At 64.7% G+C, this 19,444-nt stretch carries 13 protein-coding genes; 8 read left to right on the forward strand and 5 right to left on the reverse strand.

Going from position 1 to position 19,444, the window contains the following annotated elements:
• From RHPLAN_RS33410 to RHPLAN_RS33430, 5 genes are all read left to right on the forward strand, one after another.
• Window positions 1–489, forward strand: coding sequence for a (2Fe-2S)-binding protein (locus RHPLAN_RS33410; RefSeq protein WP_068027911.1), 489 nt, complete (start codon window positions 1–3; stop codon window positions 487–489).
• 79 nt (window positions 490–568) lie between these two features.
• The gene (locus tag RHPLAN_RS33415) at window positions 569–1,909 is read left to right on the forward strand and encodes an MFS transporter (protein ID WP_157100644.1); all 1,341 of its coding nucleotides are present in this window, start codon (window positions 569–571) and stop codon (window positions 1,907–1,909) included.
• A gap of 83 nt (window positions 1,910–1,992) precedes the next feature.
• Window positions 1,993–3,690: an FAD-dependent oxidoreductase gene (locus tag RHPLAN_RS33420; RefSeq protein WP_068027913.1), complete on the forward strand. Its 1,698-nt coding sequence runs from the start codon at window positions 1,993–1,995 to the stop codon at window positions 3,688–3,690.
• A 10-nt stretch (window positions 3,691–3,700) separates the two neighbouring features.
• A complete protein-coding gene (locus tag RHPLAN_RS33425; protein ID WP_068027915.1) occupies window positions 3,701–4,048 on the forward strand; it encodes a 2Fe-2S iron-sulfur cluster-binding protein in 348 nt (115 codons plus the stop codon).
• A 66-nt stretch (window positions 4,049–4,114) separates the two neighbouring features.
• The gene (locus tag RHPLAN_RS33430) at window positions 4,115–5,641 is read left to right on the forward strand and encodes a UbiD family decarboxylase (protein WP_084246089.1); all 1,527 of its coding nucleotides are present in this window, start codon (window positions 4,115–4,117) and stop codon (window positions 5,639–5,641) included.
• 80 nt (window positions 5,642–5,721) lie between these two features.
• Here RHPLAN_RS33430 and RHPLAN_RS33435 read toward each other — a convergent pair whose 3' ends face one another.
• The 4 genes from RHPLAN_RS33435 to RHPLAN_RS33450 form a co-directional block, all read right to left on the reverse strand.
• Window positions 5,722–8,865, reverse strand: a complete 3,144-nt coding sequence (locus RHPLAN_RS33435; protein ID WP_068027918.1) for an efflux RND transporter permease subunit — start codon at window positions 8,863–8,865, stop codon at window positions 5,722–5,724.
• A gap of 80 nt (window positions 8,866–8,945) precedes the next feature.
• Window positions 8,946–12,116: an efflux RND transporter permease subunit gene (locus RHPLAN_RS33440; RefSeq protein ID WP_068027921.1), complete on the reverse strand. Its 3,171-nt coding sequence runs from the start codon at window positions 12,114–12,116 to the stop codon at window positions 8,946–8,948.
• A gap of 52 nt (window positions 12,117–12,168) precedes the next feature.
• Entirely contained in the window at window positions 12,169–13,380 is a 1,212-nt protein-coding gene (locus RHPLAN_RS33445) for an efflux RND transporter periplasmic adaptor subunit (protein WP_237179961.1), read from the reverse strand.
• Window positions 13,381–13,688: 308 nt separating this feature from the next.
• Window positions 13,689–15,191, reverse strand: coding sequence for a 4-hydroxyphenylacetate 3-hydroxylase family protein (locus RHPLAN_RS33450; protein WP_068027928.1), 1,503 nt, complete (start codon window positions 15,189–15,191; stop codon window positions 13,689–13,691).
• Between the two features lie 132 nt (window positions 15,192–15,323).
• Between RHPLAN_RS33450 and RHPLAN_RS33455 the strand changes: the two genes are divergently transcribed.
• Complete coding sequence (locus RHPLAN_RS33455) at window positions 15,324–15,923, forward strand: MarR family winged helix-turn-helix transcriptional regulator (RefSeq protein WP_068027934.1); 600 nt, start codon at window positions 15,324–15,326, stop codon at window positions 15,921–15,923.
• Between the two features lie 34 nt (window positions 15,924–15,957).
• Here the strand turns inward: RHPLAN_RS33455 and RHPLAN_RS33460 are convergent, their stop codons facing one another.
• Window positions 15,958–16,926, reverse strand: coding sequence for a Bug family tripartite tricarboxylate transporter substrate binding protein (locus tag RHPLAN_RS33460; protein ID WP_198164608.1), 969 nt, complete (start codon window positions 16,924–16,926; stop codon window positions 15,958–15,960).
• A gap of 238 nt (window positions 16,927–17,164) precedes the next feature.
• On the opposite strand from RHPLAN_RS33460, the gene RHPLAN_RS33465 reads away from it, so the two are divergent.
• Window positions 17,165–18,370, forward strand: a complete 1,206-nt coding sequence (locus RHPLAN_RS33465) for an FAD-dependent monooxygenase (protein WP_068027940.1) — start codon at window positions 17,165–17,167, stop codon at window positions 18,368–18,370.
• A 75-nt stretch (window positions 18,371–18,445) separates the two neighbouring features.
• A complete protein-coding gene (locus RHPLAN_RS33470; RefSeq protein ID WP_068027941.1) occupies window positions 18,446–19,414 on the forward strand; it encodes a Bug family tripartite tricarboxylate transporter substrate binding protein in 969 nt (322 codons plus the stop codon).
• Window positions 19,415–19,444 lie beyond the last annotated feature (30 nt).

Consider the following 19,444-nt stretch of genomic DNA (forward strand, 5'->3'; position numbering starts at 1 on the left):
ATGGTCGCGACACGTACCATCACGTTCAAGCTCAACGGCGCGGCGGTCACCGCCGACGTCAAGCCGCATCACAATGTGGTCGAGATGCTGCAGACCCAGTTCGGGCTGACCGGCGCGCGCGAAAGTTGCGGCCAGGGTCTGTGCGGCTGCTGCTCGGTCATCGTCAACGGCCGCGCGGTGTCGGGCTGTCTCTATCTCGCCTCGTTCCTCGACGGCTCCGAGGTGCAGACGGTCGAAAGCCTCGACACGCCGACCAAGCTCAGCCCCGTTCAAGAGGCCTTCATCGAAGCCAGCGCCTTCCAGTGCGGCTACTGCACGCCGGGTTTCATCATGATGGTGACCCAGCTCCTCGATGAGCATCCCGATCCGACCGAGGACCAGATCAAGCACTATCTGACCGGCAATCTCTGTCGCTGCGCCACCTATCCCGAGGTGATGGACGCGGTGAAGATCGCTGCGAAGAAACGCAAAGCCGGCGCCACCGCCTGAACAGGCGGACATAAAAGAGAAGCGCCTGCCAGGGGAGTGAACCGCGCGCCGAAAGAGCGCGCCAACGGGGAGGTGCGCCATGCCGGGCGTCGCTGCAGATTCGTCATCTTCGCAGCCGTGGTACCACTCGCTGAACCGCAGCCAGTGGAACACACTGATCGCCTCCAACCTCGGCTGGCTGTTCGACGGCTACGAGACCTACGCGCTGGTGATCTCGGTCGGCGTGGCGCTGCACCAGCTGCTCGATCCCTCGCAATATCCACAAATCCCAACCTATGCCGGCATCGTCATCGCGATCACGCTGCTCGGCTGGGGCGTCGGCGGACTGATCGGCGGCGTCATTGCCGACTACATCGGCCGCAAGCGCACCATGCTGTTTGCGATCCTGGCCTATTCGCTGATGACCGGGCTCAGCGCCTTTGCCTGGGACTGGTGGTCGTTCGCGATCATGCGCTTCCTGGTCGGCGTCTGCATCGGCTCCGAATGGGTGACCGGCACCTCGATCGTCGCCGAGCTCTGGCCCGACAAGAACCGCGGCAAGGGCGTCGGCCTGATGCAGACCGGCTTCGGCGTCGGCTTCTTCCTCGCCTCGGTCGCCTGGTACTTCATCAATCCGGTCGGCCCCGATGCTTGGCGCGTGATGTTCCTGCTCGGCGTGGTGCCGGCTCTACTGACGCTCTGGATCCGCCGTTCGATTCCTGAATCCGAACGCTGGGAGCACGTCAACGAACGGCGCGATGCCGCGACCGCCCGCGTGCGCAGCGGCGCTGCGGTCAGCGACGAAGACAAGGCGCTGGCACGCTTCACCGTGGCCGACCTGTTCGCCGAACCGCAAATCCGGCAGCGCGTGATCCTGGCCTTCCTGATGTCGCTGGCCACCACGTTCGCGTTCTGGGGCATCTCCGCCTGGACACCGCCCTACGTCGCCGCGGCGGCCGCCAAGGCCGGCCTCCCGGCGCAAACGTGGGCGAGCTACGCCGCCATGGCCAACAATGGCGGGGCGATCTTGGGCTATGCCGCCTTCGGCTTCATCGCCGACGCCTACGGCCGCAAGGGCACCACGATCGCCTATGTGGCCCTGGCCTTCCTGTCGGTGCCGCTGGTGTTCCTGTGGTCTCATGATCTGACCACCATCCTGTGGGCCACGGCTTTCAGCGGCGCCTTCGTGTCCGGCCAATACACCTGGATGGCGGCCTGGCTGCCGGAGCTGTTCCCGACGCGGGTGCGCGCCACCGCGACAGCCTTCGTGTTCAACACGCCGCGGCTGATCGCCTGGACCGGTCCGCTGATCTCGGGCTGGCTGATCGCCAATTTCGGCGGCTTCAGCACCGCGGCGGTCGCAATTGCAACGATCTATATTTTAAGCCTCGTTGCCGCGCCGTTTCTGCCGGAAACCCGCGGGAAACCGCTTCCCGAATGACGGAATGCCTCACTGCAATGCGCAAGAACGGCTGGTGATTCGAGGGCTGTCGCCCTAGGTTGCGGCATGACCTTGGAATCCCGATGACTGACGTGACCCAGATCGAGACCGACGTGCTGGTGATCGGTTCCGGCGCGGCGGGAATGTACGCTGCGATCGAAGCCGCTCGCCTCGGCTGCAGCGTTCATGTGATCGACCGGAGCCTGATCGGACGCGGCGGCGCCACCGTGATGGCGCAGATGACCGTGGCCGTCGCCTTGGGCGACGACGCCCCCGACCACTGGAGCCACCATTACCGGGACACGCTGACCGCCGGCCGCGGGCTGTGCAACGAGGCGCTGTCGCGCCTGCTGTGCGAAGAAGGCCCCGAATGCATCCGCGAGCTGGATGCCTGGGGCGTCGGCTGGGCGCGCCGGAACGGCAAGATCACCTCGGCCTTTGCACCGGGCCACGACCGGCCGCGCTGCGTCTATGTCGATTTCCTCAACACCGGTCCGGCGGTGTCGAAGACGATGCGCACGGCGCTGCACAAGACCAAAGGCATCAGCCGCTCGGGCGATCTCTGCGTGGTCGATCTGGTGAAGTCCGGCGGCGAAGTCACAGGCGCTGTCGCCTGGCATGCGGGCAGCGGCAAGCCGGTGCTGTTCTCGGCCAAGACCACCATCGTCGCGACCGGCGGGCTGACGCGGCTCTATCGCCGCAACAGCGCGTCGAGCAACATGGGGGGCGACGGCTACGCGCTCTGCATGCGCGCGGGCGCGCCCGTGCTCGACATGGAGTTCGTGCAGTTCTTCCCGATCGGGCATCTCGCGCCACGGCTGATCGGCATGGATCCGATCATGTGGGATCCGTTCCGCTACAAACTCGGCGGCAAGCTGCTCAACCGCGACATGCAGCCGTTCACCGACCGCTACGGCGTCGCGGAAGACGGCAAGTACATCATCACCCGCGATCTCGGCACCTACGCGATCCTGAAAGAGGTCGCGGCCGGCCGCGGCTCGCCGCACGGCGGCGCGTATCTGAGCTTCCAGCACGTGCCGGAAGAGAAACTGCGCGAGGCGTTCGGCCCGGTGATCGACAAGCTGGCGGAGAACGGCATCGACCTGACCAAGATGGCGGTCGAGGTGGCGCCGATCGCCCATTACCACATGGGCGGCGTTGCCGCCGACGTGCGGATGCAGACCGAACTGCCGGGGCTTCTGGTCGCGGGCGAAGCGGTCGGCGGCGCAAACGGCGCCAACAGACTCTCAGGCAACGCCATCACCGAAGCGCTGGTGTTCGGCCGTCAGGCCGGCCGCACCGCGGCGGCCCGCGCCAAGGCCGTGCGCGCGGTCGAGGCCAAACCTGAAGCGGCCCGCGAGGCGATCGATCTCATCGCCAGCGAGGGTCCGAAGGATCAGCCGAATTCCGCCGAACTGGTGGCGCGGTTGCAGGCCGTGATGTCCGACGATGTCGGACCGCTCCGCACCAAGGACGGTCTCACCCGCGCGCTCGCCGCCATCGACCAGATGACGGGCGAAATCGGCGACCGCCCGTTCGGCGGCACGGCGCCCTTCGATATGGCCCGGCTCGACTGGTTCGATCTGCGCAACATGCTCCTCGTCGCGCACACCGTCACGAAAGCCGCCCTCGCCCGCACCGAAAGCCGCGGCGCTCATCAGCGCGAGGACTTCCCGGGCATGCTCGAACAATGGCACGTCAACCAGGTCGCCCGGCTGTCCGGCAAGACCGTCACGCTGACCTCGGTGCCGGCTGCGCCGATCGCGCAAGCGGCGCAATGAAAGCTGCGCAATGAGCGACACCGCGACCCTGAAAATCTGGCGCGGCCTCGATAAGGCCAACGGCCATTGGGAAACCCACGAGGTGCCGTTCGAGCGCGGCCAGTCGGTGCTCGACGGCATTCGCTGGATCCGCGTCAACAAAGATCCGTCGCTGGCGATCCGCTTCTCCTGCATCAACGCCAACGCCTGCAAGGAATGCATGCTGGAGCTCGACGGCGAGACCGTCTATGCCTGCACGGCTCGGCTTGAGCCGCGCGAAATGACGCTCACGCCCTTGTCCAACAAGCCCCTCGTGCGCGATCTTGTCACCGAGATTGCGCCGCCCGCCGAGCGTTTTGCCATCGCCGCGAAACGCTGAACATCCCCCGCAAACCCTTCCACCCAATGGAAGGGATAAGAACAGTGACCGGAGAATGAAGAGACAATGAGCGTGCAACGGAAACCTGTCGCCTTCGGCGATATGCGCAACTGGATGAAGACGCTGAAGTCCGCTGGCGAGCTTCGCGAGATCGACGCCGAGGTCGATTGGAACGTCGAGCTCGGCACCGTGACGCGCATGGCGCAGGGACCGGGCACGGGCCCGGCGCTCCTCTTCAAGAACATCAAGGACTACAACAAGAACACCACGCGCTGCGGCCAGGTGTTCACCGGCAGCATCGGCAGCTATCGCCGTGTCGCCATGTTGCTCGGCATGGAGCCCGACACCCATCCGCGCGATATCGTCAAGGTCGGACGCACCATCCTCGAGGGCCAGATTCCGCCGCGCATCGTCAAGGACGGGCCGTGCAAGGAGAATGTCCTCACCGGCAAGGACATCAACCTCTACGACTTCCCGGTGCCGCATTGGAATCGCGTCGATGGCGGCCGCTACGTCCTGACCTATGGCGGCGTGGTCACCAAGGACCCCACGACCGGCATCATGAACGTCGGCGTCTATCGCGGCATGGTCTCGGCGAAGGACCGCATCCCGATCCTGATGTGGCGCGCCCAGCACATCGGCCATCACGTCACCGCCTGGCAGAATGGCGGCTCTTCGGAGATGCCGATCGCGGTCGCGATCGGCTGGGAGCCGTCGCTAGCCTTCACCGGCGGCTCGCCGGTGCCGAAGGGCATCTCCGAGTATGACGTGATGGGCTCGATCCGCGGCGAGCCGGTCGATCTGGTGAAATGCGAGACCGTCGACCTCTACGTGCCGGCCACCTCCGAGATCGTCATCGAGGGCTATCTGCAGCTCGATCCGAAGAACTGGGACATGGAAGGCCCGTTCGCGGAGTTCACCGGCTACGTGGCCGGTGACAAGAGCCCCAAACCGACCATCCGCGTCACCGCCATCACCCACCGCAACAATCCGATCCTGCGCGGCACGGTCGAGGGCTCGCTGCCCGGCTCCTATTCGGAGAATGGCATCTGCTCGTCGATCATGCGCGCCTCGACGGCCTGGAACGTGCTCGACCGCGCGGGTGTGCCGGGCGTCACCGACGTGTGGTGCCCGCCGGTGCAGACCGGCATCAACCTCTTGATCCGCATGAAGTCGTCCTACCGCAACCAGGCCAAGCAGGCCGCCAACGCGATCTGGGGCTCATCGGCCGCGCACGTGCGCTACAAGCACATCACCGTGGTCGACGACGACATCGACATCCACGACTATGCGGCGGTCGACTGGGCCATCGCCCAGCGCGTCAACGCCGGCGAGGATGACATCATCATCATGCCTTCGACCTTCGGCGCAGGGCTCGACCCGTCCACCCGCAAACGCGACCGCAACCCGGCGCTGTTCGGCACCGGCAAGTGGAATCGCCTGCTGATCGACGCCACCATGAACCTCGACTACGACCCCGATCCGGAGCTCGGCGGCGCCCGCTTCCCGCCGAAGGTCTGGCCGGAGCAGACCGATATCGACGCTACAATGAAGCGCTGGAGCGAGTTCGGGTTGAAGCCGAAGGGCGATTGATCACCGCGCCGATTTGGCATCAGACGATTGACGAGGCCGGTTGAGACCCAACCGGCCTCAAACTTTTCGGGCTTCCAGCCTCAGGTGTGCGCCGCCTTGGCCTCGCCGGCCTCGGTGGCCGCGACCTCCGGCATGAACAGCCGCGCCACCGTCGGGATCACCAGGAGGCTGCAGATCGGCGACAGCAGCATGCCGCCGACGATGACGCAGGCGAGCGGCTGCTGCACCTGTGAGCCGATGCCGGTCGACAGCGCCGCCGGCACGAGACCGATGCAGGCCGATAAGCCGGTCATGAACACCTGGCGCATGCGCGCTTCGCCGGCCCGCAGGACCGCGGTCTCGGTCCCCAGGCCTTCTTCCAGGCCGCGGCGGATGTAGGAGACGAGCAGGATGCCGTCCATGGCGGCGACGCCGAACAGCGAGATGAAACCCACGGCCGCCGACACGCTGGCGTTCAGTCCGGCCACGTAAAGCCCGAGGATTCCGCCGCAGACCGCGAACGGAATTCCCGACAGCGCAATGAGGCTGTCGCGCACCGAGTTGAACAGGCTGTAGAGCAGCGCGAGGATCAGGAGCAGGCTGAGCGGCACGATCACGGCGAGGCGCTTCTTGGCCTCCTGCAGCGCGCCGAATTCGCCCGACCACTCCATGCGATAGCCCTGCGGCAGCGGCACCTTCTCGGCGATGCGCTGCTGGGCCTCCGCCACCGTCGAGCCGAGATCGCGCTCGCGCACGCTGTATTTCAGCGGGATGAAGCGCCGGCTGTTCTCGCGGTAGATATAGGCCGCGCCAGTGTCGAGCTTGACGTCCGCGACGTCGCTCAGCGCGATGTAGGCGAGTCCGGTCTTGGGATCGCTGCCGGGCAACGCAATCGGGATCGAGCGGATGGCGTCGACGTTATCGCGGTACCGCGCGGCGAACCGCACGGTGAGAGGCGAATTGATCTCGCCCTCATAGACCCGCGTGATCTCCTGGCCACCGATCGCCGCCTGCACCACGGTGTTGATGTCACCGACCGTAAAGCCGTAGCGCGCCGCTTTCGTGCGGTCGATCTTCACCGTGAGATTGGGCTGACCGAGAAGCTTGAACGCCGCCGGATTGACCACCCCGGGCACCTGGGCGAGCTCGGACTTGATCGCCTTCGACAGCCGCTCGAGCTCGCCGAGATCGGGGCCGAACAGCTTGACCGAATTCTCGCCTTTAACCCCCGACACCGCCTCTTCGATGTTGTCCTGGATGTATTGCGAGAAGTTGAAGTCGATGCCGATGAACTCGTTGGAGAGCTTCTCGTTCATCTGGCGGACCAGCTCGTCCTTGGTCAGGCCTTTCGTCCACTCGCCTTGCGGCTTCAACGGCACGAAGAACTCGGCGAGGAACGAGCCGTCCGGGTCGGTGGCGTCGTCGCCGCGGCCCTGCTCCGAGGCCACCGTCTGCACCGGCTGGAATTGCAGGATAGCACGACGGATCGCGCCGACCGCATCCATGCCGGATTCGAGATTGATGGTCGGCGGCATCACGGCGCGGATCCAGAGGTTGCCCTCTTCGAGCTTGGGCAGGAACTCGGTGCCGAGCTGGGAGCCGAGCGTGCCGACCAGCAGCAGGAAACCCACCGCGATGCCGGCGGCGCGGCGGGCATTGTGGACCGCGAGCGGCAGCAGCCGCTGATAGGCGTTGCGGACGCCGCGCACCAGGAAGGTCTCGACCTCCTCGAGTTTCTCGGGCAGCAGCACGGACGCGAGCACCGGCGTCACCGTGAAGGTCGCGATCACGGCGCCGGCCAGAGCATACGCATAGGTGCGCGCCATCGGCCCGAAGATCTGGCCTTCGACACCCTGCATGGTGAACAGCGGCAGGAACGCCGCGATGGTGATGATCACCGAGAAGAAGATCGCCTTGTCGACCTCGACCGCGGCGGTCAGAACGCGGTGCAGCTTGTCGCTCAGCGCCGCGGTCCGGTCGCTGAAGGCGCGATGGGTGTGGTGGGCGAGATGGCGGAAGATGTTCTCCACCATGATCACCGTGGCGTCGACGATGATGCCCAGATCAATGGCGCCGATCGACAGCAGGTTCGCCGACTCGCCGCGCAGCACCGTGATGATGACGGCGAGCAGCAGCGCCACCGGAATGGTGGCCGCCACGATGATCGCGGAGCGCAGATTGCCGAGAAACAGCCACTGGATGATGAAGATCAGCGCGATGCCGAACGCCATATTGTGCAGCACGGTGTGCACCGTGACGGCCACGAGATCGCCGCGGTCGTAGAACGGCAGGATCTGGACGCCCTTGGGCAGCGAGCCGTCGGTGTTGAGCCGTTTCACCTCCTCGCGCACCCGCGTCACCACATCCATGGTGCGCTCGAACTTCTGCATCAGCACGATGCCGTTGACCACGTCGGTGTGGTCGTCGCGGCCGGCCATGCCGAGCCTCGGCCGGTACCCGACCTGCGACCTGGCCACGTCCGAGAGCAGCACCGGGAAGCCGTTCTGCTGGGTCAGGACGATGTTGTCCATGTCCTTGACCGAGCTGATGACGCCGATGCCGCGCACGTTCACCGACTGCTCGCCCATCGAGATGGTGCGGCCGCCGACATTGGAGTTGCTGGAATTGATGGCGTTGATGATCTGCGGCAGTGTCAACCCATAGGCCCGCATCTTGTTGAGATCGATCTCGGCCTGGAATTCCTTGGTCTTGCCGCCCAGCACCAGCACGTCGGCAACGCCGGGCACGAGCCGCAGCCGCCGCTCGACCGTCCAATCCTGCAGGGTGCGCAGCTCGATCAGGTCCATGCCCGGCGGGCCGGAGAGCTGGTAGCGGAAGATCTCGCTGATGGTGCCGGCCGGCGAGATCACCGGCTGGACCACGGCCGGCAGGTCGGCCTCCTTCAGCCGGTTCAGCGCCTGCTGGCGGACGAAGTAATAGTCACGGCCGTATTCGAATTGCAGGCGCACGAAACCCAGCGCGAACACCGAATTGGAGCGGATGAACTTCAGGCCCGGCGTGCTCGCCACCGCGATTTCGATGGGCACGGTGACGTAACGCTCGACCTCTTCGGGAGACTGGCCAGGATACTGTGCGATGATCTCGATGATCGGCGGAGCCGGATCGGGATAGGCCTCGATGTTGAGCACCGAGAACGCACCAAGACCCAGGGCCAGGAAGGCCGCAAAACCGATCAGGACCAACGGTCGCCGCGACAAGCACGCGGCTATCAAATGACGAATCATCGCGCGCTCCCCGCGAGCATGAGGGTTTTATAGCCGATAAGAGCGCTGACCAGAAACGTGAAACCAGAGGCCGCGAAGCCTCAGGCGTGCGGCGCCGAATGGAGGGGATCAGACACCGTTTCCGGCGCGGTGCTGGGAACCTGCCGGCGCGAGAACATCTCGATCAGCACCGGCAGGGTCACCAGGATCACGATGGGCGCCAGCATCATGCCGCACACCACCACGGTGGCGAGCGGCTTCTGCACCTGGGAACCGATGCCAGTGGACAGCATGGCCGGCAGGAGCCCGATTCCGGCGATGACGCAGGTCATCAGCACCGGGCGCATTTGCAATTCGCCGGTGCGCAGGATGGCGGTGCGGCGGTCCAGGCCCTGGCAGATCAGGGTGTTGAACTGCGACAGGATGATGATGCCGTCCATGGTGGAGATGCCGAACAGAGCGATGAAGCCGATGGCCGCCGACACGCTGAACGGGATGTCCATGATGACGAGGCCGAAGATGCCGCCGACCACCGCCATTGGGATCACGCTCATCGCCAGTGCGGTGTCTGCCACCGAGCCGAAGTTGATCCAGAGCAGGAGCGCGATCAACCCGAGACTGATCGGCACCACGACCTGCAGCCGCGCGATGGCGTCCTTGAGATTGCCGAACTCGCCGACCCATTCCATGCGCGAGCCCAGCGGCAGAACAACCTGCTGCTCGATCTTGGACTGCGCCTCGAGAATGGCGCTACCCAGGTCGCGGTCGCGCACGCTGAATTTGATCGGCAGATAGCGCTGTTGCTTCTCGCGATAGATGTAGGACGCGCCGGACACCAGGTTGACGGTCGCGACCTCGGACAGCGGAATCTGCATGACGCCGCCGCTCGGGTTGGTCACGCTGATACGGATGTCGCGGATGGTCTCGGCGGCCTCGCGGAACTTGGGCGCGAGCCGCACGATGATTGGGAAATAGCGGTCGCTGCCTGGCTCGTAGAGGTTGCCACCGGTCTCGCCGCCGATCGCGATATGGACCGTCGAGTTGATGTCACCGGGTGTCAGCCCGTAGCGCGCAGCGCGCTTGCGATCGACGTCGATCTGCAAGGTCGGCTGACCAAGCGAGGCGAACACGGCGAGATCGGTGATGCCCTGCACCGTGCCCAACACGGCCTTGATCTTGTTCGCGGTCTCGGTGAGCTTGACGAGGTCGTTGCCGAACAGCTTGATCGAGTTCTCGCCCTTCACGCCGGACACCGCTTCCGCAACGTTGTCCTGTAGATATTGCGAGAAGTTGAACTCGACGCCGGGGAATTCAGCCTGAAGCTTCTTCAGGATTTCGGCTGTCAGGTCGTCCTTGTCGATACCCGGGCGCCAGTCCTTCACCGGCCTGAGCGGCACGAAGAATTCGGCATTGAACGAGCCCGCCGCGTCGGTGCCGTCGTCAGGCCGGCCCTGCTGCGACACCACGGTCTCGACCTCCGGGAAGTCGCGAATGAGCCGCCGCATCTGGTTGACGTAGCCGTTGCCCTCGTCGAGCGAGATCGTCGTGGGCATGGTGGCGCGAACCCAGAGATTGCCCTCTTCGAGCTTCGGCAGGAATTCAAGTCCAAGCATGCGGACCGTGATCGCCGTCACCACCAGCAGCGCGGCGAGCCCGCCCAGCACGATCGGCTTGTTGCGGACTGCGTAATGCAGCACCGGCGTGTAGACCCGGTGCAGCACCCGCACCAGGATCGTTTCGGTCTCCGCGACATGCTCCGGCAGGATGATGGCGGACAGTGCCGGTGTCACCGTGAAGGTGGCGATCAGGCCGCCGAGCAGCGCATAGGCGTAGGTCTTGGCCATCGGGCCGAAGATGTGGCCCTCGACGCCGGAAAGCGTGAACAGCGGCAGGAAGCCCGCAATGATGATGCAGGCCGCGAACAGGATCGAGCGGTTGACGTCGCAACCGCCGCAAAAGATCGCGGCAAGCTTGCCGGTGAAGCCTTCGGGTGTCTGCGGATGACGGGTGCCGGGCGCTTCATGCAATTCGCCGAGCCGCCGGAAAATGGCTTCCACCATAATCACGGTGGAATCGACGATCAGGCCGAAGTCGATGGCGCCGACCGACAAGAGGTTCGCGGACTCGCCGCGCATCACCAGAATGCCGATGGCGAAGAACAGCGCAAACGGGATGGTCAGTCCAACGATCACGGCGCTGCGAAGATTGCCGAGGAATAGCCATTGCAGCAGGAAGACGAGCCCGATGCCGACAATCATGTTGTGCAGCACGGTGTGCGTCGTGGTGTCGATCAAGTTCTGCCGGTCGTAGATGCGTTCTATCTTGACGCCTGGCGGCAGGATATTGCCGTTGTTGATCCGATCGACCTCGGCACGCACGCGCGCGATGGTTGGCGAGCTCTGCTCGCCGCGTCGCATCAGCACGATGCCTTCGACCACGTCGTTGTCGTCGTCCTGGCCGGCAATGCCGAGCCGCGGCTGATTGCCGACGATGACCGTGGCGATGTCCTTCACCAGAACCGGATTGCCGTTGTTCTGGATCAGCATGGTGTTGGCGAGGTCTTCAGGCGACTTGATCAGGCCGACGCCGCGGACCACCGCCGCCTGCGGTCCAATGTTGATGGTGTTGCCGCCGACGTTGACGTTGCTGTTGTTGAGGACCTGGAGCACCTGGGCGAAGGTCACGCCGAAGGCCAGCATCTTGTTGAAGTCGACCTGGACCTCGAAGGTCTTCGTCTTGCCGCCCCAGCCGGTCACGTCGATCACGCCCGGCACGGCGTGGAAGCGCCGCTCCAACACCCAGTCCTGCAAGGTCTTCAAGTCGGTGACGCTGAAGTTGCGCGGCGCCGTAAGCCGGTAGCGATAGATTTCACCGATCGGGCTGATCGGGGAGATCTGCGGCTGCGCGCCGTTGGGAAGCTGCGGCAGCTGCGCCAGACGGTTCAGCACCTGCTGCAGCGCTTCCTCATAGGTGTAATCGAAGGTGAACTGCAGCTTGACGTCGGAGAGGCCGTAAAGCGATACGCTCCGGATGGTGTTGATGTTTTTCAGATTGGACGTCGCGGCCTCGATCGGAATGGTGATGTACCGCTCCATCTCCTCCGCCGAGAGCCCCGAACTCTGCGTAATGACATCCACCATAGGTGGCGTCGGATCCGGATAGGCCTCGATGTTGAGCTGCATGAACGCGAACACGCCGCCGATCATCGTCATCACGAAGATGACGACCATCAGGACGCGTTGCTTCAGTGCAAATGCGACGATGGCGTCCATGCTGGCTTTGTCCGGCGCACGCGGCGCGGGTTAGCTGCCATCGGCAGCTTGCTTAGGTTCCTGCCGCCTGATCGACGAACAAGCTGCCCTTGGTCACAACCGACTCGCCGGCCTGCAGGCCCTGCACCACTTGGACCATGCCGGCCCGGATGATGCCGGTCTTGATCTGGCGGACTTCGAGGGTCTTGTCGGGACGCACCACCCAGACGCGGGCGGTCTCGGCTTCGTAGATCACCGATTCACGCGGCACCGCGACCGAGGTCTCGCCCTCATCGGCGTACAGCGTCACGGTGGCGAACATCTCCGGCTTGAACTTGCGATCGGTGTTGTCGATCGTCGCCCGCACCATCAGGCGGCGGACGCTCGGATCGAGCGAAGCGGAGACATGTTCGATGGTGGCGTTGAACACCTGGTTCGGGAACGCGAGCATCGTGAACTCGATGCGCTGTCCGACGCGCACCTTCGGCGCATCGGTTTCGCGTACATAGGCGACGATCCACACCGTCGAGAGGTCGCCAATCACGAAAACCGGATCGACCGCGCCGGTCGAGATATAGCTGACGTACTGTCCCGGACCGACCTTGCGCGACACCACGGTACCCGACAGCGGCGCGTAGATCGGCGTATCGGAGGTGATCTTGCCGCTTTCCTGAAACGCCGTGATTTCGTCGTCGGTCTTGCCGAGGATCGAGAGATTGTTGCGCGCGGCTTCGAGCGCGGCCTCGGCGTTGCGCTGATCAGACCGCGCCTGAACCAGTGTGGCCTGAGCGGTCTGGTAGTCGCGCAGCGGGCCGGCCTTGCTTTCATAGAGCGTGCGGTTCTGCTTCTCGATGATTTCCGCAATCGTAACGGCCGACTTCGCCTTATTCAGGCCAGCGACCGCCGCCAGGAAATTGTTCTGGGCGTTCACCATGTCGGAGGCTTCAATATAGAATAGCGGCTGGCGCTGCTGCACCTCGTCGCCGGCCTTCGCCAGCACCCGCGTTACGCGACCGACGTAGGGCGGGAAGATCGATGTCGAGCGGTCTTCGTTGACGCCGATCTTGCCCTCGGTGGTGATCTCCGAGCGGAACGCCATCTGCTTGCAGGGCTCGATGCCGAGCGAAGCCCATTGCGCGGCCGTCGGCACGAAGCGCGCCGGACGCTTGGACTGGCTGGACACTTCGGTGTCGGCGCCGACTGTGTTCTTGGGGCTGCGCTTGTCTGAGCCGCTGGCATAAACAGCAGCACCGGCTACCGCCGCGAGCACCGCGACCACAGCCACCGTCTGCCTTTTTCCAAGCGCCGCCCGCAACCAATCTGGGCAGCGCGACCAAAGCGTTTCCAAAGACAAACTCCTCTCCTCCCCCTGAAGAGGGCTACAATTTTTTGTCGGCCGGGTATACCAGAAAACCCTGCTTTTAATAGTTAAAAGGTGGCCATGTGCAAGGGGCGCACGGCACTCATAAGTGTTTGTGCTTAGGCCATAAAATGCGACAACGAGCCCGTTTCCGGACGCCCGAGAACGATGGGCGCCCCGACTAGGGTTTTGCCTGACAAAGTCGGTTGCCGAAGGCTTACTTCCAGTCGCAGTTACTCGGCGGTATCGACCGGCGGCAGTGCCAAAGCGGCATCCACCAGCGCGCCGGCGCGCTTGAAATCGAAGTTGCGGTAAACGTTCATCTTCACGATGAATGACGCACCTCCGTAGAACTTCTCGTACTGTGCGTGGCGGCTGCCGAATTCCGAGCCGAGGAAGTCCCAAAGCAGCCGCATCAACGCGACACGGTGCTTCGCGTCGGTCGACGCAGAGCGCTGGAAACGCTCCATATCCGCCGCCGTTTCCGGGCTTTCGAGGTCGGCCAGCGACGACGGCAGCGTGATGAAGGCTCCGCCGGCGAGTTCGCGGACCATTTCAAGCATGCGGCCGTTGAATTCCGACTGCATGGCCATGGCCGAATAAAGCGCCAGTGCCGAAGGCCACAGCACGTTGTTCTTGATTTCCGACACGGTCTCCTGGCCGAGCAGCATGGTCTCATAGATCGAGACCAGGGCGGCGAGTTCGCCCATCATCACCTGCACCGGAGGCGTGGCGGCGTTTCCTGTCATTTCGTTCATCCGCTGGGCCATGCCGGCCAGGAAGCGCAGCTTGGTCACATAACGCACCTGAGCCTGATGATTGCCCAGCGTGTGTGCTGTGGTCTTCCACCACTGGTCACGGCTGACCTCGATGTTGCGGTAGATGAACACGTGCTCCCAGGGCACGAACACGTTGTCGAAGATGACGTAGTTGTCGGTCTCGTCGAAGCGGCTCGACAGCGGATAGTCGAAGCTGTTGTCGGCGCGCAGCGCAAACGGACGTCGCGGATAGAGCTTTAGGCCGGGCGCATTCATCGGCACCGCGAGGCAGTTGGCGTAGTTCTCGTCGCCCGGCTGCAGCGGGTGGATGCAGCTCAAGTGCAGCCAGTCGGACAGCACGCCGCCGGTGGCAAGCTGCTGGGCGCCGGAGATGACGATACCGTCGTCGCGCTCCTTGACCACACCGGCATAGAGCGCCGGATCGCTCTGCTTGTGCGCCGGCTTGCTGCGGTCGATCTGCGGCGGCACGATCGCGTAGCTGAGGTAGAGATGCTCGTCGCGCATTTTCTCGTAAAACGCGACGACGTTATCGGCATACTTCTGGCCCCCCTTGGCGAACACCTCGGGCACCGAGGCGTAGCCAGTGAAGAAGCCCGCCACGTGGTCGGGCGAACGGCCCATCAGGCCGAAGGTCGCCTCCGCCCACTTCTCGTGGAACATCCGGCGCTGACGCAGATCGGCATGCGAGCGCGGGATCTGATAGGAACGATGCACCGGCCCGCCGGTGCGCGGCGACGTGAAGGTCATCACCTCGCGGTTCTCTGGCGCCGCCGCGATGTCGTAGAGGCGCGCCACCGAGCGCGCCGCCTCACGGAACGCCATGTGCTTGCAGACGTCCTTGACCCGCTCGCCTTCGACGAAAACCGCGCGGCCGTCGTTCAGCGAACGCAGATAGTCGGCACCGGTGCGCAGCGATGTGGCGGCGGCCTTCGGCCGTTCCGGGGAAAGCGTGCTCATGATCGATCTCCTGTGGTCAAGCAGCACGGCCCGCGGCGGGCCGGATAGCTTCAAAATTTAGCTACAGTACGTATCTATTTGGGACGCGGTCAAGCTGCCATGGTATAAAGCGGCCGGTTGCGGGGAGATTCCATGGCCACAAGACAGGCGGCAAAACGGCCGGCGGCGCGCAACGTCCGACCGAACAAGCCCGGCAAAGCCAAGGCGTTCACCTCGCCCGCGACCGTGACGCTGCCGGCGGTGCTGGTCGGCGGCAACGATACCGCCTTCCGCGAAACCATCTATCTGATGGCGCTGGCCTTTGACCGGCTGCATTCCTGCCGCGAAGCCTTCGGCCGCGCGCTCTCGCTCACGGCGTCGCAGTTCATCGTGCTGATCGGCACCGCGCACCGGCAGGGCCAAGAGGGCGTCACCATCCGTGCGCTCGCCGATCACACCCAGCTCGCCGCGACCCATGTCACCACCGAGGTCGGCCGCCTGATCGACAAGGGTCTGCTCGTCAAGGAGGCCAACAGCCGCGACCGGCGGAGCGTGCTGGTGCGGCTATCGCCTCACGGCGAGGCCGCGATCCGCGACGTCAATCCGCTCCTGCGCCGCGTCAACGACCGGCTATTTCAGAACGTCACCCGCGCCGAGTTCGACGTGGTGTCGCGGTTCTTCGCAAAGTTTGCGCACAACGGCGAGGAGGCGCTGTTCGAACTGCGCCGAGCCGGGCGCGAGCGGACAAACTGAAGGCTGCCAGCGTCTCAGTTGCCCAACGTCCGCATCAATCAGCCTTCAATCCCGTCGCCTTGATCAAATCGCCCCATTTCTTCAAGTCCGTCTCGATGATGCGACGCATCTCGGTCGCGCTGTTGGGAGCAAGCTCCAGCCCGGCGGAGGCCAAAACTTTCTGGGCCTCGGGCAGTTCCGCGATCCTGGCCACCTCGGCATTGAGCCGCGCCACACGGTCTTCCGGCGTGCCGCGCGGCACGAACAGCGCGAGCCATGATTGCGCGCTGAAGTTCGGCACGCCGGCTTCCCGCAGCGTCGGGATGTTCGGCATCGACTTCGCGCGCGTCGGCTCGGCGACGCCGAGCGGGACCAGCTGACCGTCGCCGATCATCGGCAGGACCGCCGCCGTGTCGAACAGTCCGAGAGGGACGTCGCCGGCCGCAACCGCGGTGGCGGCCGGTGCGCCGCCGCGATAGGGCACGGCCTCCATTTTGATGCCGAGTTCGCGCTGCAAAAGCTCGGCCGCGAGATTGGACGACGAGCCGCGGCCCGCGACCGCGTAGCTGAGCGGTTTCGCCTTCGCGGCAGCCACCAGATCGGGGATCGAGGCGATACCCGACCTGGCATTGGCGGCGAGCATGATGGGGCTCGACACCACCTTGCTGATCGGCACCAAGTCCGTCAGCGGATCATAGTTGAGCTTCGCCAGATGGACATTGATCGTCACCGGGCTGTCCGAGAGGATGATGATGTTGTGGCCATCCGGATCGCTTCGCACCAGCGCGTCGATGCCGATCGCGGCGTTGGCGCCCGGCTTGTTCTCGACGATCACACTCTGCCCGATGCTGTCCTGCAGGTTCTTCGCGATCACCCGCGCCGTCAGATCGACGCTGCCGCCCGGCGCATAGGGCACGATGATGCGGATGGTCTTGCTCGGGAAAGTCTGGGCCTGGGCTGTTGCGGCCGCGACGATGGCAAGCAACGCGATGAGCCCGCGTTTCACCTGACGGAGGTCCATCATGGACCCTTCCTCCCGTTTGTGACGTCTGATTTGTTTGCGGTGATAATGGACGCAATGCCGCGACTTGATCAATCGCGTCCAGCCGCGACGACCGATCATTCAGCATGTGAATGACCGGTCATTATCAGGATCGATTTTGAGAATGCCGGGTCGCGGCCTAGTCTGTTGCAAAAGCCTGCGAACCGCCTTGATGGAAAGCAAAGTCGCGGCATGATGCTTTTGAGCAGTGGAGGAACGGATGCCATCGAGCTGCAAGATCGCGATTGTTGGCGGCGGGCTCGCGGGCCTCGCCACCGCACAGGCGCTGAAATCCGTCGGGCTCAAGGCCGAGGTGTTCGAGCAGGCGCCGGCGCTGGGCGAGATCGGCGCCGCCGTCAACACCAGCCCGCAGGCCGTGAAAGCGCTGCGCGCGATCGGCGTCGGCGAGAAAATCGCTGCGGTCGGCACCCGCTCGCCTGGCATCTACACCCGCAACATGCAGACCGGCGAATTCCTCGAACTCAATGACCGGATGAAGGCCGCGGAGAAATACGGCGCGCCTTATTACACATTCCACCGCGCCGATCTGCTCGATGGGCTCGCGGGCGGGCTCGATCCCAGCGCCGCTCACCTCGGGCACCGCCTCACTGCGCTCGAAGAGCGGAGCGATTGCGTTCTGCTCACCTTCGACAATGGCGCGCAGGTCGAGGCCGAGATCGTGATCGCCGCCGACGGGGTGCGCTCGGTGATCCGCCGCGCGCTCTATGGCGCCGACAACCCGAGCTACACCGGCCAGATGGTGTGGCGGTCGCTGCTCAACGGCGATGACGTGCCGAAGGAGGTGCTGGAGCCGACCGGTCATATCCAATGGGTCGGGCCGGGCTGCCATCTCCTCGCCTACTACATCCGCGGCACCAGACAGGTGAACATCGTCACCCAGGAAGACACCGACAAATGGGTCGAGGAAGGCTGGTCGACGCGCGGCGATCCCGATGAGATGCGGCTGTCGTTCCCGAATCCCGAGCCGCGTCTCGCGAAGCTGCTCAGCATCGTCACCGAGTGCTCGAAGTGGGGCCTGTTCACACGGCCGCTGACGCAGAATTGGGGCCGCGGCCGCATCCAGCTCATCGGCGACGCCGCGCACGCCATGCTACCCAATGCCGGCCAGGGCGCCTGCCAGGCGTTCGAGGATGCCTACATTCTCTCTCGCTGGCTGGAATCGGCGAAAGACCCGGTCGAGGCCTTTGCGAACTTCCGCCGTGTCCGCATCCCGCGGGTGCACGGCATCCAGCGGCTGTCGTTCTCCAACGCCAAGTTCAAGCACATGCGCGACGCAGCCGCGCAGAAAGACATGGTCGCGACCGGCAAGGGCAGCGTGCACGGCAGCTCTGACTGGGTCTGGAGCTACGAGCCGACCAGCGAGTGGAACAAGGAGCCGACCGTGCCCACCGCCTACGCGGCGTGAGGCTCGATCGTCCGTTCGCAAACGCGGTGGTGCGCGGCACTAAACAAAAAGAACGGCTCCATCGGGAGGAAGACTATGAGGCGCAAGATCGTCAGCGTTATTGTTCTGCTCGCGGCGCAACTCCTGATCGTTCAGGACGCGCGCGCGTTTCCCGATCGACCCGTGAAGCTCGTGGTGTCGTCGCCGGCCGGCGGCCCACCCGACATCATGGCGCGGCTTCTCTCGGACAAGATCGCGGCGGCGCTCTGCCAGCCGATTGTGGTGGAGAACCGGCCTGGCGGCGGCGGCGGCACCATCGCGGCCAAGTCGGTGCTGGCCGCGGAGCCGGACGGCTACACGCTGATGCTCGGCAGCACCAGCTCGGTTCTGATCGGACCGCTCATTCAAAAGAGCGCGGGTTACACCGCCGATTCATTCACGCCGGTCGCGAATCTCGCCGAAAGCGCCGAGGTCCTCGCGGTGCATCCGTCGGTCGCCGCCACCTCGGTCGCCGAATTGGTGAAGCTCGCCAAGTCGCAGCCGGGCAAGCTCAGCTACGGCTCGGCCGGCGTCGGCTCGCTGCCCCACATCGAAGGCGAGCTGTTGAAGGCGCGCGCCGGGATCGACATGAGCCACGTGCCCTATCGCGGCGGGGGACCTGCCGTGTCCGATCTGCTGGGCGGCCAGATCCAAGTGATGTTCTCGGCTCTGACGCAGCTCCTGCCGAATGTTCGCGAAGGCCGCCTGCGCGGCCTCGCCGTCACCAGCGCCACCCGCAGCAAGCTCGCACCCGACCTGCCGACCATGATGGAAAGCGGCTTCGATCAGTTCGTCACGGCGTCGGTCAGCTTCATCGTCGCGCCGCCGAACACGCCGATTGCGATCCGGCAGCAGCTCAACGACGCGGTGGCGAAAGCACTCGCAAGTCCCGAGGTGGAGCAAGCTTTCGCCAAGATCGGCGCCCAGGCGCGGCCCAGCACGCCGAACGAGCTTGGCGTCTACATGGCCGAGCAGCAGCGGCGCTGGTTGAAGATCGTCGAGACGACGCGGATCACGGTCGAGTGATGGCTGCGGTGCCCGGCTGCGCCTCAATCT

This window comes from Rhodoplanes sp. Z2-YC6860, from assembly GCF_001579845.1.
In the GTDB taxonomy this organism is placed as follows: domain Bacteria; phylum Pseudomonadota; class Alphaproteobacteria; order Rhizobiales; family Xanthobacteraceae; genus Z2-YC6860.

Excerpts from the sequence above, each read along its gene's own strand:
- RHPLAN_RS33440 (WP_068027921.1), bottom strand. The coding sequence starts at position 12,116 with ATGGACGCCATCGTCGCATTTGCACTGAAGCAACGCGTCCTGATGGTC.
- RHPLAN_RS33470 (WP_068027941.1), top strand. The coding sequence starts at position 18,446 with ATGAGGCGCAAGATCGTCAGCGTTATTGTTCTGCTCGCGGCGCAACTC.
- RHPLAN_RS33450 (WP_068027928.1), bottom strand. The coding sequence starts at position 15,191 with ATGAGCACGCTTTCCCCGGAACGGCCGAAGGCCGCCGCCACATCGCTG.
- RHPLAN_RS33430 (WP_084246089.1), top strand. The coding sequence starts at position 4,115 with ATGAGCGTGCAACGGAAACCTGTCGCCTTCGGCGATATGCGCAACTGG.
- RHPLAN_RS33415 (WP_157100644.1), top strand. The coding sequence starts at position 569 with ATGCCGGGCGTCGCTGCAGATTCGTCATCTTCGCAGCCGTGGTACCAC.
- RHPLAN_RS33465 (WP_068027940.1), top strand. The coding sequence starts at position 17,165 with ATGCCATCGAGCTGCAAGATCGCGATTGTTGGCGGCGGGCTCGCGGGC.
- RHPLAN_RS33435 (WP_068027918.1), bottom strand. The coding sequence starts at position 8,865 with ATGATTCGTCATTTGATAGCCGCGTGCTTGTCGCGGCGACCGTTGGTC.
- RHPLAN_RS33420 (WP_068027913.1), top strand. The coding sequence starts at position 1,993 with ATGACTGACGTGACCCAGATCGAGACCGACGTGCTGGTGATCGGTTCC.
- RHPLAN_RS33455 (WP_068027934.1), top strand. The coding sequence starts at position 15,324 with ATGGCCACAAGACAGGCGGCAAAACGGCCGGCGGCGCGCAACGTCCGA.
- RHPLAN_RS33425 (WP_068027915.1), top strand. The coding sequence starts at position 3,701 with ATGAGCGACACCGCGACCCTGAAAATCTGGCGCGGCCTCGATAAGGCC.
- RHPLAN_RS33460 (WP_198164608.1), bottom strand. The coding sequence starts at position 16,926 with ATGATGGACCTCCGTCAGGTGAAACGCGGGCTCATCGCGTTGCTTGCC.
- RHPLAN_RS33410 (WP_068027911.1), top strand. The coding sequence starts at position 1 with ATGGTCGCGACACGTACCATCACGTTCAAGCTCAACGGCGCGGCGGTC.